The organism is Pedobacter antarcticus, assembly GCF_900103515.1.
In the GTDB taxonomy this organism is placed as follows: Bacteria; Bacteroidota; Bacteroidia; order Sphingobacteriales; family Sphingobacteriaceae; genus Pedobacter; species Pedobacter antarcticus.
The window spans coordinates 535,693-549,680 of record NZ_FNGZ01000003.1 but is presented as its reverse complement, the minus strand read 5'-3'; the positions used below and the strand labels follow the sequence as shown (position 1 = coordinate 549,680).

Here is a 13,988-nt window from a genome sequence, read left to right as displayed (position 1 = left end):
ATGACTGATCTTAAAATTCAAAAAAAACAAAGAAAATATATTCCACAGGATCTGGTAATAACCTGGGAAAATCTATCTCCCGTTACAGACGAATTATTGCAAAGGCAAATAAACAGTGCGGCTGAACTTGAGACCTGGTTAAAAGATAAAAGTGAACTGGAAGCTGCATTGGAAGAAAACTTTGCCTGGAGATATATTCGCATGAGCTGCGATACAGCAAATGAAGAACTGGTTAAAGACTTTCAATATTTCGCTACGGAGATTGAACCGAAAATTTCTCCTGTTGCGAATTTGCTCAACCGGAAATTAGTTGATTCCGATTATATAGATGACCTGGATCAGGACAAATATTTCGTCTACCTGCGGGCTGTGAGAAAAGCACTGGAACTCTACCGTGAAGAAAACGTTCCTTTATTTACAGAATTACAGGTTACGCAGCAAAAATATCAGGCGACTACCGGCGCCATGAGTGTCGAAATTAATGGCCAGGAATACACACTCGAACAAGCCGCTAACTTTATTAAAGATATTAATCGCGAACTGCGTCAGACTGCGTGGCAAACCATTCAGCAAAGAAGGCTTGTCGATAAAGACAACCTGAATATCGTTTTCGATGAATTAATTAAAATGCGCCATCAGGTAGCGTTAAATGCTGGATTTGAGAATTACAGGGATTACATGTTCCAGGCGATGGGCAGATTTGATTATACTCCTCAGGACTGTTATGCATTTCACGACGCAATTGCACAAGAAATTGTTCCTATTTTAAAAGAGCAGGCTGCAAACCGTGCCGGCGCTTTAGGCCTGGAAGTTTTGAAACCGTGGGATATGGAAGTCAGTACCTCGGGGAAACCAGCTCTTAAGCCTTTTAATAGTGGTGAAGAATTAATCGACAAAACTATCTCGGCATTCTCTGCAATCTCAGAAGACCTTGGTCATATGCTAAAGGTAATGAAGGCCAACAGCCTTTTCGACGTAGAGAGCCGTAAAGGTAAAGCACCCGGTGGTTATAATTATCCACTTGCAGAAACCGGCGCTCCATTTATTTTCATGAACTCGGCAGGCTCTTTAAGAGATCTGACTACGATGGTCCACGAAGGCGGTCATGCCATCCACACGTTTTTAACAGCCAACCTGGAACTGAATGATTTTAAACATTGTCCTTCAGAAGTGGCTGAGCTGGCCTCAATGAGTATGGAATTAATTTCCATGGATAAATGGGCCATCTATTTTGATAACCCTGCAGATCTGGTGAGAGCTAGGAAAGAACAACTTCTAGACGTATTGAAAACCTTGCCATGGGTTGCTGTTATTGATAAATTCCAACACTGGATTTATACCAACCCGGAACATAATGCTGCTGATCGTGAAGAAGCATTTAAACAAATTTATACACTTTTCGGTGCTGGATTTACCAACTGGGATGGGCTAGAACAGGAACTGGGAAATTTATGGCAGAAACAGCTCCACCTTTTCGAGGTTCCTTTTTATTATATTGAATACGCAATTGCCCAGCTTGGTGCTATTGCAATATGGAAAAACTACAGGGAAAATCCAGAGAAGGCATTACAGCAATATCTTGCTGCACTTGCGCTGGGTTATACCAAACCGATGAAAGAAATCTACGAGACTGCCGGAATAAAATTCGACTTCAGCAGTGCTTATATCGCTGAGCTTGCCGCCTTTGTCAGGGAAGAATTGGAGAAATTAGATTAGTTTTACCTTAATTCTTAAAAAATAAAAGCCATACAATCTCAAGATTACGCCATCTATGTTTGAAAACCTTTTTAGAAAAAAGTCTGTCGCCAAAATTCTAGAGGATGCGGAAAAAGGTTATGGTGACCACGAGTCATCATTACACAAAACGCTTACCGTCAGGGACCTGACAGCCTTTGGTATCGCCGCGATTATTGGCGCCGGTATTTTCAGTACAATTGGCAAGGCCAGTGCCGATGGTGGCCCGGCCGTCATCTTTCTGTTCATTTTTACAGCAATAGCCTGTAGTTTTGCCGCATTTGCTTATGCAGAGTTCGCCTCCATGGTCCCTGTATCTGGTAGTGCTTATACCTACAGTTACGTTGCATTCGGTGAAATTGTAGCCTGGATTATTGGCTGGTCTCTGATCATGGAGTATGCTATCGGAAATATTACAGTAGCAATATCCTGGTCCGATTACCTCACCGGGTTACTCTCTTCCATTCACATCCCAGCCCTTGGCATCAAGGGCATTCACCTGCCCGACTGGATGACCATGGATTATCTCAGCGCCTATAACGGTCACCAGCATGCCGAAGCATTAATCAATGCGGGGAAAAGTTATGCCAACCTTGATGACGCAACACGACTGGCCAACAACGCATGGATCACAGCTCCAAGAATAGGTAATTTTCACATAGTCGCTGATCTTCCCGCACTTTTCATTATTATATTAATTACCTGGCTGGTATACAGGGGAATGAAAGAATCTAAAAATGCCAGTAATGCGATGGTCGTTGTTAAACTTGCAGTTATTATGCTTGTGCTCGCCGTAGGTGTGTTTTATGTAGATACAGCGAACTGGGACCCTTTCGCGCCAAATGGTGTATCAGGAGTACTAAAAGGAGTATCTGCTGTCTTTTTTGCCTATATCGGTTTTGATGCAATTTCTACCACCGCCGAAGAATGTAAAGATCCGCAGCGTGATTTACCAAGAGGTATGATGTGGGCAATTATTATATGCACTGTTTTATATGTAGCAATTGCCCTGGTACTGACAGGTATTGTCAAATATGATACTTTGGCTGTTGGAGATCCGCTGGCTTTTGTGTTTGATCAGATCGATATGAAAGTAATGAGTGGAATTATCGCAGTCAGTGCTGTATTTGCAATGGCCAGTGTACTGCTCGTTTTTCAGATGGGACAGCCGAGAATCTGGATGAGTATGAGCCGTGACGGTTTACTGCCTAAAAGATTCAGTAAAATCCATCCTGTTTATAAAACTCCTTCTTTTGCTACCATTGTAGTTGGTTTCGTAGTCGCAGTTCCCTCCCTGTTTATGAATCTGACAATCGTAACCGACCTTTGTTCCATAGGTACTTTATTTGCGTTTGTTCTGGTATGTGCAGGGGTTTTAGTGCTACAGAACAGACCGGATGTGCAACGCGGAAAATTCAGAATTCCATATGTTAATTCTAAATTTATAATTCCGGTGGTTTTTATCGCATTGATCGTATTGGGCTTCACACGCTTTAAAGAACAAACCACAGAATTTGTAACAAATAAGGCAAGAGTCTTCGATCCTGTAAGCTTTATTACCTCGCTTGATAAAAATGAATTGAATAATGTTCAGCTCCAGATCCGCGAAAATCAGCAATTGCAGCATTTACCGCAGCAGAGTATAGATACAGAAGCTTATCTGGCAGAACTTTCAGAAACAGAATACCAGTCTTTTGTAAGCCAGAGCAAGGTAGCTGATTCTAAAAAAATAGAAAGCGGATGGGGCTTGTTTAAACACAAGATTCCAATGTATATATTTTTAATTATTTGTGTCTTCGTAACCTATTACTGCATTACTAAAAACCTATCCCTGATTCCAGTATTAGGCCTGCTATCTTGCTTATATATGATGTGTGAGCTGGGTATTTCCAACTGGATTGGATTTGGGATCTGGCTGTTTATCGGCCTTATTGTATACTTCCTTTACGGAGCAAAGCACAGTAAACTTAATGCGGCTTATAAAGCGGAAAAACAGTAATATTTTTGGACTATGCCATTCTTACTGGCACAAAAAAAAGGATGCAATCAGCTTGGGGCATCCTTTTTTTGTGCCCTCACCTTAATCATGTCGCCTATTCCTGAAATGAGTTTACCTGTTATTACACCGGTTAGCTCGCTTTGCACTAAAAGGCTATTGAGCCGGTATTGATATGGTGTTGAAAGGGTATTCAGTCGGTGTTGATATACCCGATGACCGACTGAACACCGTATCAATACCCTATCAACACCGCTTTAACCTTTAACGTTAGCCGGGTGTCCTATACTGGAATTAGATTACAGTTTGTACACTTTTAGAAAAGCTGACTCCTGATATTTCAAAATTTATATACAGATATTCCAAAATAAAAATATAGATAATCCAAAATCCAACATTATATATTCCAAAATATATCTACATTTATTTAATATTAAATAGTTGAGTTATGTCTGAATGGATTAAGAGAACGATGGCAAAGGAGATAAGGGCGCGGATTAAACAATATCCGATATTGGCAGTGACCGGCCCAAGACAATCTGGCAAAACGACTTTGCTTAAAACCTTGTTTCCCGATTATGAGTATCTATCTCTCGAAAATCTGGATAATAGGGATTTTGCCAAAGAGGATCCAAATGGTTTTCTTCAGCAATATCGTACTAAAACAATATTCGATGAAGTTCAGCGTGTACCGGAATTATTTTCTTATTTGCAAACAGCAGTTGATAAGTCCGGAGAAATGGGGCAATATATCCTTTCGGGGTCACAAAATTTTCATTTACTTAAGCACATTACGCAGTCATTGGCAGGGCGCGTTGCACTCTTTCGACTCTTGCCTTTAGACACCCAAGAATTAGAACACGCTAAAAAACTGCCTGCAAATTATCTAGATGCCTGTATTCAGGGAGGATACCCTGCTGTTTATCATAGAGATTTAGATCCAACGGATTTTTACGCCAACTACATACGTACTTATATTGAAAAAGACGTGACAGAGTTAATCCATATTCGTGACGTAAATACCTTCCGAACATTCCTGGGCTTATGCGCAGCTAGGGCAGGGCAACTTTTGAACTTGACGGCTCTGGCTAATGATTGTAATATTTCGCAGCCTACCGCAAAGGCTTGGTTGTCTGTTCTAGAAAGTAGTTACCTTGTATTCTTACTACACCCTTATCATGAGAACTTTAATAAACGTTTGGTGAAAACACCTAAACTCTATTTTTATGATGTTGGTTTATTGAACCATTTATTACAAATTCGTAAACCTGAAGAATTAGCTATAAATAGACTCAAGGGAAATATATTTGAGAATTTTGTGATCGCTAATTTCCAAAAGTTCAATGAGAATCGATACCAGCATCTCAATTATTATTTTTGGCAAGATCACAACGGGCTGGAAATTGATCTTCTGCTTAAAAATGCAAATGCATTTGATGTATATGAGATCAAATCTACTCAGACATTGGGCAGCGCTCTTTTTAAAAATCTGAAACATTTTATCGAGTTGGTAGATCCACAATCTGTTCGTCCGCATCTCGTGTATGGTGGTGAGCAAGCTTTAATTCGAAGTAACGTACAGGTTTTACCTTGGAAAATGCTCGAGCAATAATGAAAAAGCTGAGATAACTGCCTTCTTGAAAAAGATTCTTTAATCAGATAATTATCATTAAACATTTGTGATTCAGTAAAAGATATCGTGAAAAAGTGTATTTTGGGTAAATCGTTGTTAAAAAAATTTCAGTTATGAAAGATCTACAATTAGTATTAGCCGAGCCCTGTTTAGAACAATGGAATGACATGAAACAAACAGACGATGGGCGTTATTGTGATCGCTGTGAAAAAACCATTTTGGATCTCACTGACAAATCCGATGCGGAACTGCTCCGGTTTTTCAAAAACAAACAGGAAAATGTCTGCGGACGTCTGCTTTCCACTCAGCTCAATCGAAAACTGGTACAACCTTCTTCAGATTTAAGGTGGCATTGGTTGATGCCCCTGGCAATGGGTGCCGCAATAATTACCCCGGCACAGGCACAAAACCTGAAACCACTAATAGTAAACGCTGATAAAATGGCAGCTTCGGCTCCGGTTTCGGTAGATTCAGTGGCAAAAACATCCGTAGTACGAGATACTCTTAACGGAATGGTAGTAGATAATTTCACTGGGAAACCTTTGACCGGAGTAAAGGTCAGGCAAAAACATTTCGAAAACGTGCTGGCCATAACAGACAGCACCGGTAGATTTGAGATTGGTACAACTAATAAGGACATTGCAGCTCCGTTTATTTTCGAATTAGATGGCTATTCCGCGGTGGAGACATCTCTAAATGATAACATAATAGTTAAGCTGACTACTGTGATTACAATTAGGTTAGGCGGAGTATCTACTGTAGCTTTAGATAAAAAGCCTTTGCTCGTGGTCTATGCCGGTAAGGATAGCTGTACCATCGATGTCTCGAGAATGAAGGAGATACCACCAGAATGGATAGAGAAACTAGAAGTATTAAAAGATGCAAAAGCAGCAGTTGCAGTTTACGGGTCTAAAGCCGCCTATGGCGTCATAATAATAGAGATTAAAGAAGCCCACGCAAAGAAATTCGATTTCTCACAGAAAAATTAACGTGCACTTACACGGGCAGCCTATTGAGTTCAATATCATCTGGCGTTACAAAAATGAGCGGTACCTTCTCTACATCTACATAACTGGAATCAAGGCCAAAACTCTTCTCTTCTGAAAGACTTAATTTTTTAAGAATGAAATAATAGTTCATAATCGTTTTTTCATAGAAACTCAATTTGGAGAAGCGCGATAAATGTTTCTCCAGCAGCACAAACCGGAAATCACCAGCAATCTTGTGTTTGTTTAAAGAAGTGTATTGACTGGTAATATCAACTTCTCCGTTTTTCACCAGTTCTTCAATCACCTTACGGTACAGCAGATTTACACTCTGCTCCACACGGAACCCTAATCGGAAATCAATCCGTATTAATTTGCCAGGTATCAGAAACTCCACTTTATAATCCCTTGTAAAAGGCTCATCAACAACATCGACATGAACCAGCCAGTAAATATCGGCACGCTTTGGTTCTTTCTGAATTATGGAGTAAATAATCTTGGATTCTATTTCGGTCTTGAAATTAGCACTGGTCAGATAAACAAGCTGTGATGAATATTTCGGCACACTGATATCATCGCTTAATTCTGAAATCAGCTGGTAATAGTCTTCGATCTCTACATATTTAACAAACCTGTTTTTAATCTTCCTGGATACAAACCAGCTCCACATTACCGTGAATAAAGTCGCTCCGATCAGCACGGTAACAAATCCGCCATGAAAGAATTTAGTCATATTTCCCGCAAGAAAAGCCAGTTCAAGCATCCCATAGACTAACAGAAAGATAGCGATAATATATCGTGGTACTTTTTTCGTTCGCATATAAACTGCAACAAGAATAGTGGTGGCCAGAAAGGTCATATTGATCGCCAGTCCATAAGCACCTTCCATGTTAATGGATTTTTTGAAGATCAATACAATAGTAATACACCCGGCACAAAGTAACCAGTTAATTGAAGGCACATAAATCTGTCCTTTCTGATTACTTGGATAATTGATTCTGACTTTAGGCCACAAATTAAGTCTTACGGCTTCCGCAATTAAGGTGAATGATCCGGTGATCATTGCCTGGCTTGCTATAACTGCTGCAATAGTCGCGAGCGCCACCATATATAACAGAAAGGGTGCAGGAACCAATTCATAGAAAGGATTCAGTGTTTTATCATAATGCGGGTGCTGCAACAGCCATACCCCCTGCCCCAGATAATTGATGATCAATGTTAATTTCACAAAAATCCAGCTGACCCTGATATTTTTTCTCCCACAATGCCCGAGATCAGAATAAAGCGCTTCTGCCCCCGTTGTACAAAGAAATACACCTCCCAGAATAATGAGTGCCATTGGGTTAGTCACAATCAGGTGTCCGGCGTAGTAGGGATTTAAGGCTTTCAGTATAGTGAAATCCTGTACCACGTAATGAACGCCTAATACGCCCAAAGCAGTGAACCAAAGAAACATGACCGGCCCGAAAAGTTTGCCAACCAGGCTGGTTCCAAATTGCTGAATTATAAAAAGAAGGGTAATAATAACTAAGACGATAGGAATAACCTGCACATGTGGAAACTTAACCTGAAGTCCTTCAATAGCAGTTGTGACGGTTATACTAGGTGTAATAATTCCATCTGCCAGCAATGCACAGCCCCCGATCACTGCAGGTATAACAAGCCACCTGGCTTTTTTCCGGACAAGTGAGTATAAAGAGAAGATCCCGCCCTCTCCTTTATTATCTGCCCGGAGCGTAATTACTACATATTTTATTGTAGTCTGCAGGGTAAGTGTCCAGATAATACAGGAAAGCGCTCCCAGTACAAGATCTGTAGAGATTTGCTGACCACCATCACTGACGGTATTAAATATTGCCCGTAGTGTGTATAAGGGTGATGTACCGATATCACCATACACAATTCCTAAACTGATAAGCAGGCCTGCCGCCGAGAGTTTGCTTAAATTCTTTTGATCTGACACTTTTTTCTATTGTATATTATAAATATTCGAAGTAAATTAAGGCGCTGTTAAATATGTGTAACATTTATTATAGATTTACACAAATGACAGCGCCGAATATAAATTTGACAGGTTAAAAATAGCATTGAGTATGATTTAAACAGCAACAACTGTTAAATTGTGTTAAATATTGTCCTTATGCCTGAATCTTTGATTATTCTGTAGAATTATTTCTACTTTTGAAGCGACAGATGAACATAAAAACTAAAACGGTCTCACTTATTTATATACTCAGCATTACATGCATGAGTGTACTGTGCAGCGTTTCTGTTTTTGCCCAGCGTTCTGACAGTATATCAAATAATGCCAAATACAAACGTATTGTAAAAACCCCGCAAATTAAAGGTGATGTTCCTAGTTACAAACCCAGCTATATGCCTGGTTCGTCCTTCAACCCCAATAACAGCGTAGTTTCTTCCAATAAGCAAAATGGCAAACAGGATAAGATCCTCTCTGTGATGAGAGTTTATCCTAACCCGGTTGATGACCAGATTAACTTGACTATCAGACTGGAGCGCGAAAGTAATCTGACCATAAAGATTATGGACCTGCTCGGTAATGAAGTGGTTACTCTTTCTAATGAACGTCTCTCCGCCGGAGAGCAAACCAAAACCTTCACTATTCCCAACCGTCTGAACAGTGGAATCTATTTTCTGCGTTTTGTTGCAGGTTCAGAAACCGTCGTGAAGCGGATCTCCGTATTATAATTTTCGGGAAGCAATCTTTTTTTTAATGGATATCGTTTACTTTTACGGTTGAGGCATCCTGTATGCTTATTTTTAATCCAATAATCCGCACATGAAAATAATTGCTATCGGCCGCAACTATGCCGCCCACGCTAAAGAACTCAATAATCCCGTTCCTTCCACACCGGTAATTTTTATGAAACCGGATACCGCAGTCCTTAAAGATAACCGTCCTTTTTATATTCCTGATTTTTCCAGTGATATCCATTATGAACTTGAGGTAGTTCTAAAAATCTGTAAAGAGGGTAAACATATTGCCGAGAAATTCGCTGCCAGCTATTTCGATGAGGTTGGTCTTGGGATAGATTTCACAGCAAGAGACCTCCAGGCACAGCATAAAGAAAAGGGATTACCCTGGGAATTGGCTAAAGCTTTTGACAACTCCGCCGCCCTGAGCCGTTTTATCCCTAAAGAACAAATCGAAGATTTGGGAAACCTGGATTTTGAATTAAAAATTAACGGAGAAACCCGCCAACATGGTAATACCCGTGATATCTTATTTTCATTTGAAAAAATCATCTCATTTGTATCTGGTTATATCACGCTTAAAAAAGGTGATCTGATTTTTACCGGCACCCCGGAAGGTGTAGGTCGCGTAGAAAAAGGTGACAAACTGGAAGCCTGGATGGCAAATGAACAATTTCTGAATTTTGATATTAAATAAGTGTTGATGATAAAAAAAGGATTGCTATTATTCTGCTTTGGACTCTCGGTCCTTTCCGCCGGAGCACAGCAGATATACAGTAACAACAAATACCCCCTGGTAGATTTCCGTCAGCCACTTGATATTACACCCGTCGCACTTTCTGGTTCTTTCGGAGAAATCCGGGGTAACCATTTTCATTCGGGAATGGACTTTAGGACTAATCAGCGGGAAGGTTATCCGGTGTATGCGATAGCTGATGGCTATGTCTCCAGAATGCGTGTACAAAATAGCGGTTTCGGATTGGCGTTATACCTCACACACCCTAACGGATACACTTCAGTATACGGGCACTTGTCAAGGTTCGCGCCTCAGATTGATCGGGCTGTGAAGGACCTGGAATACCAGAAAAAGACATTTGAACTGGATGAATTTCCGGATGCAGCAGCTTTCCCGGTACACAAGGGAGACATCATAGCTTATTCTGGTAACCGGGGTAGTTCCGGCGGGCCGCACCTGCATTTCGAAATCAGAGACAGTAAAACAGAGCAGACCATTAATCCGCAATTATTCGGTATTCAGGTTCCAGATAATATCCCACCTGTTATTTCGGCATTATACGTCTATCAAACAAATCAAAAATCTTTTAACGAATTTACTCCGAAAAAGGGATTGCCTATAACGGGTGCAAATGGAAGTTATAAACTAACGCAGCAAACTGTTGTACCGGTAAGTGGAGAAATTGGTTTCGGAATCTCTGCAAATGACCGCCACAATGGTGCTTCGGGCAACAATGGCGTTTATGCAATCAGACTGGAGCTGGATGGTAAAATAATTTACACTTCTGCTGTAGAACGCTTTGCATTTGAGAACAGTAAGGCTATTAATTCCCATATTGATTATCCTGCCTTCATGACAACTCGCAGAACTATTCAAAAAAGCTTTGTTGACCCTGGAAATCCTTTGCAGATCTACAGCAGCCTGATTAATAATGGCCGGATACTGCTTGGAGATACCAATGTGCATCAGGTAAGATACCTGGTTAGTGATGCGAAAGGTAATGAAAGTATATTAGCCTTCCAGATCAGATCTGACGGAAGGTCTGCTATTCAAACACCTGAAGCGCCTGAAGGTGTATCAATGTCATATGGAAAAGATAATGATTTCAGTGCCGAAGGAATGAAGCTTCGCCTGGCTAAGGGCACACTTTACAATGATCTGAAACTTACCTATAAAGTACGTCCCAAACCAGCTACGGGAGCCTATTCGCGAATACATCAGATCCATAATAACCTGGTTCCGCTGCATACGGGGTTTGAACTCTGGATTAAACCGGATGTAGACATGGGTATGCTTAAAGATAAGGCTGTGATTGTAAGTACTTCCGGCGGATCACAGGGCGGAGTTTACGATCAGGGCTATATAAAAGGAACTCCACGGGCTTTTGGAAGTTATTATATCGCTGTTGACACTGTAGCACCCACGATTGCACCGCTTAACATTGCTGAAGGCAAAAATATGAAGGGAATTGCCCGGATGAATTTCAGACTCAGGGATAATCTTTCCGGCATTAAAAGCTTTAATGGCTATATTGATGGTGCATGGGTCTTAATGGAGTTCGACACGAAAACAGCGACACTCTGGCATACTTTTGATGAGCGCACAGCCAGCGGTAAACACGATTTTAAACTGATTGTGGAAGATATGAAAGGAAACTCCAGAACCTATACCGCGAATTTTTATCGTTAAGTATTATACGTGGATTTGACGCGTTATTGTAATAATCGGGGGCATTGTAAGTCCTTGTATAGAGAAATTAGTTATATTTAAAGACGATGAATATATTGACAGAGGGCCAGAAGGCTCCGGACTTTAAAGTGGCCGACCAGGATGGAAATCAGGTTAGCCTGAAAGACTTCCAGGGAAAAACTGTGGTATTGTATTTTTATCCTAAAGACAATACTCCTGGTTGTACAGCCGAAGCTTGTGACTTCAGAGATAATTACGCCGGTTTAGTGTCCAAAGGCATAGCTGTACTCGGTGTAAGTACCGATCCTGAACTTTCTCACCAAAAATTTGCAGCAAAATATCAGCTTCCCTTCCCCCTGCTTGCCGACACCGATCAGCAACTGGTTCAGGCCTATGGCGTCTGGGGTGAAAAAAACATGTACGGCAAAAAATATATGGGTATCAACAGGACAACCTTTATTATTTCCGGAGACGGTACTATCGCACATATTATCCAAAAAGTAGATACGAAAAATGCAACTGCACAGGTTCTGGCACTTCTGGACCAGCCCGCAGGTGCATGATTATAAATAGTCAAACAATCCCAATTAAATGAAACATACAATCAATGAATTAGAGGACATTGTTTCTCAGGTACGAAGAGATATCGTCAGAATGGTACACAGCTGTCAGTCAGGTCACCCGGGCGGTTCACTGGGCTGTGCTGAGTTTTTAACTGCACTGTATTTTGAAACCATGAACCATTCTAAGGATTTTAACATGGATGGCGCAGGAGAAGATTTATTCTTCCTGTCTAACGGACATATTTCCCCTGTATTTTACAGCGTACTGGCACGTTCGGGTTATTTCCCGATTGCAGAACTTGCAACTTTCAGAAAATTAAATTCACGTGTTCAGGGTCACCCAACAACACACGAAGGTTTACCCGGTATAAGAATTGCTTCAGGCTCATTAGGACAAGGAATGTCTGTGGCAATTGGTGCTGCATTAACTAAAAAACTAAATAAAGATCACTCCCTGATTTTTAGTCTTCATGGCGATGGTGAATTACAGGAAGGTCAGAACTGGGAAGCTATTATGTTTGCCCCACACAATAAAGTTGACAACCTGATTGCCACTATTGATTATAACGGACAACAGATCGACGGTCCGGTAGAACAGGTTCTTTCCCTGGAAAACCTGCAAACCAAATTTGAAGCATTCGGATGGCATGTAATTACTTCCAATGGAAATAACATGGAAGATATCGTAAAATCTCTGGAGTATGCTAAATCACTTACCGGTAAAGGTAAACCGATTTTAAATTTGATGAGCACACAAATGGGACACGGTGTCGATTTCATGGTAGGTTCACATAAATGGCATGGTACGGCGCCAAATGATGAGCAGCTTGCTTCTGCACTGAACCAGAATAAAGAAACTTTAGGAGATTACTAATCTTTTAAAAAACTATTGATGTATCCCTGAAGGATTCAGATTTTATGCTCACCAAAGCGATGAGATGACGATAAATCATACACGCTTAAGACAAAAGATTCTAATGAAAAAATATACTTATACAGAGAAAAAAGACACACGTTCCGGCTTTGGAGTCGGTCTGCATGAAGCCGGTCAGAAAAACCCGAATGTAGTTGCTTTGTGTGCAGATTTAAAAGGTTCATTGAAAATGGACGCATTTGCAAACGAATTTCCTGAAAGATTTATCCAGATCGGTATCGCGGAAGCAAATATGATCGGTATCGCAGCCGGTATGACTATCGGTGGAAAAATTCCTTTTACCGGAACTTTCGCTAATTTCTCTACTGGCCGTGTTTATGACCAGATCAGACAATCTGTAGCTTACTCAGATAAAAACGTAAAGATCTGTGCTTCCCATGCTGGATTAACTTTAGGTGAAGATGGTGCAACCCACCAGATTCTGGAAGATATAGGTTTAATGAAGATGTTACCAGGTATGGTTGTTATTAATCCTTGCGATTATAACCAGACTAAGGCCGCAACTCTTGCAATCGCTGAATATGAAGGTCCGGTTTATCTGCGTTTTGGAAGACCCAGCATTCCTGTATTTACTGATCCTGATCAAAAATTTGAAATCGGTAAAGCCTGGATGGTTAACGAAGGTACTGATGTAACAATCATTGCAACCGGACATATGGTTTGGAAAGCAATTGAAGCAGGTGAACAACTGGAGGCAATGGGTATTGATGCCGAAATCATTAATATTCATACAATTAAGCCCCTTGACGAAGAAGCTATTCTAAAATCGTTGCGTAAAACGGGATGTGTGGTAACTTGTGAAGAACATAACAAATTTGGTGGACTGGGTGAAAGTGTGGCCCGCTTATTGTCCACTGAATTGCCATCTCCTCAGGAATTTGTAGCTGTAAATGATAGTTTCGGTGAAAGTGGTACTCCTGATGAATTGATGACCAAATACGGCCTTGACACTATTAATATTGTCGAAGCTGTCCAAAAAGTAATTAAACGTAAAAAATAGTG

General features: G+C 40.7%; 11 protein-coding genes. 10 read left to right on the top strand and 1 reads right to left on the bottom strand.

What is annotated here, in order from left to right; translation table 11 throughout:
* From BLR53_RS09675 to BLR53_RS09660, 4 genes are all read left to right on the top strand, one after another.
* Positions 1-1,716 carry a M3 family oligoendopeptidase gene (locus BLR53_RS09675; protein ID WP_074589202.1) on the top strand — a complete coding sequence of 572 codons (1,716 nt, stop codon included), beginning with the start codon at positions 1-3 and terminating at the stop codon, positions 1,714-1,716.
* A 55-nt stretch (positions 1,717-1,771) separates the two neighbouring features.
* Entirely contained in the window at positions 1,772-3,733 is a 1,962-nt protein-coding gene (locus BLR53_RS09670) for an amino acid permease (RefSeq protein WP_037439825.1), read from the top strand.
* Between the two features lie 445 nt (positions 3,734-4,178).
* Positions 4,179-5,342, top strand: coding sequence for an ATP-binding protein (locus tag BLR53_RS09665; RefSeq protein ID WP_051759780.1), 1,164 nt, complete (start codon positions 4,179-4,181; stop codon positions 5,340-5,342).
* 134 nt (positions 5,343-5,476) lie between these two features.
* On the top strand, positions 5,477-6,352 hold the full coding sequence (locus BLR53_RS09660) for a hypothetical protein (protein WP_037439827.1): 876 nt from the start codon (positions 5,477-5,479) through the stop codon (positions 6,350-6,352).
* A gap of 7 nt (positions 6,353-6,359) precedes the next feature.
* Here the strand turns inward: BLR53_RS09660 and BLR53_RS09655 are convergent, their stop codons facing one another.
* Positions 6,360-8,312 carry a KUP/HAK/KT family potassium transporter gene (locus tag BLR53_RS09655; protein ID WP_037439829.1) on the bottom strand — a complete coding sequence of 651 codons (1,953 nt, stop codon included), beginning with the start codon at positions 8,310-8,312 and terminating at the stop codon, positions 6,360-6,362.
* A 284-nt stretch (positions 8,313-8,596) separates the two neighbouring features.
* On the opposite strand from BLR53_RS09655, the gene BLR53_RS09650 reads away from it, so the two are divergent.
* The 6 genes from BLR53_RS09650 (at position 8,597) to BLR53_RS09625 (ending at position 13,986) form a co-directional block, all read left to right on the top strand.
* Entirely contained in the window at positions 8,597-9,058 is a 462-nt protein-coding gene (locus BLR53_RS09650; RefSeq protein ID WP_074589200.1) for a T9SS type A sorting domain-containing protein, read from the top strand.
* A 91-nt stretch (positions 9,059-9,149) separates the two neighbouring features.
* Positions 9,150-9,761, top strand: coding sequence for a fumarylacetoacetate hydrolase family protein (locus BLR53_RS09645; protein ID WP_074589198.1), 612 nt, complete (start codon positions 9,150-9,152; stop codon positions 9,759-9,761).
* Between the two features lie 6 nt (positions 9,762-9,767).
* A complete protein-coding gene (locus BLR53_RS09640) occupies positions 9,768-11,489 on the top strand; it encodes a M23 family metallopeptidase (protein WP_074589196.1) in 1,722 nt (573 codons plus the stop codon).
* Between the two features lie 86 nt (positions 11,490-11,575).
* Positions 11,576-12,052 (top strand): thioredoxin-dependent thiol peroxidase, encoded by a 477-nt coding sequence (gene bcp, locus BLR53_RS09635; RefSeq protein WP_037439838.1) that lies wholly within the window; start codon positions 11,576-11,578, stop codon positions 12,050-12,052.
* Between the two features lie 28 nt (positions 12,053-12,080).
* Positions 12,081-12,926 (top strand): transketolase, encoded by an 846-nt coding sequence (locus tag BLR53_RS09630; RefSeq protein ID WP_037439840.1) that lies wholly within the window; start codon positions 12,081-12,083, stop codon positions 12,924-12,926.
* A 103-nt stretch (positions 12,927-13,029) separates the two neighbouring features.
* A complete protein-coding gene (locus BLR53_RS09625; protein ID WP_037439863.1) occupies positions 13,030-13,986 on the top strand; it encodes a transketolase family protein in 957 nt (318 codons plus the stop codon).
* Positions 13,987-13,988: the final 2 nt, after the last annotated feature.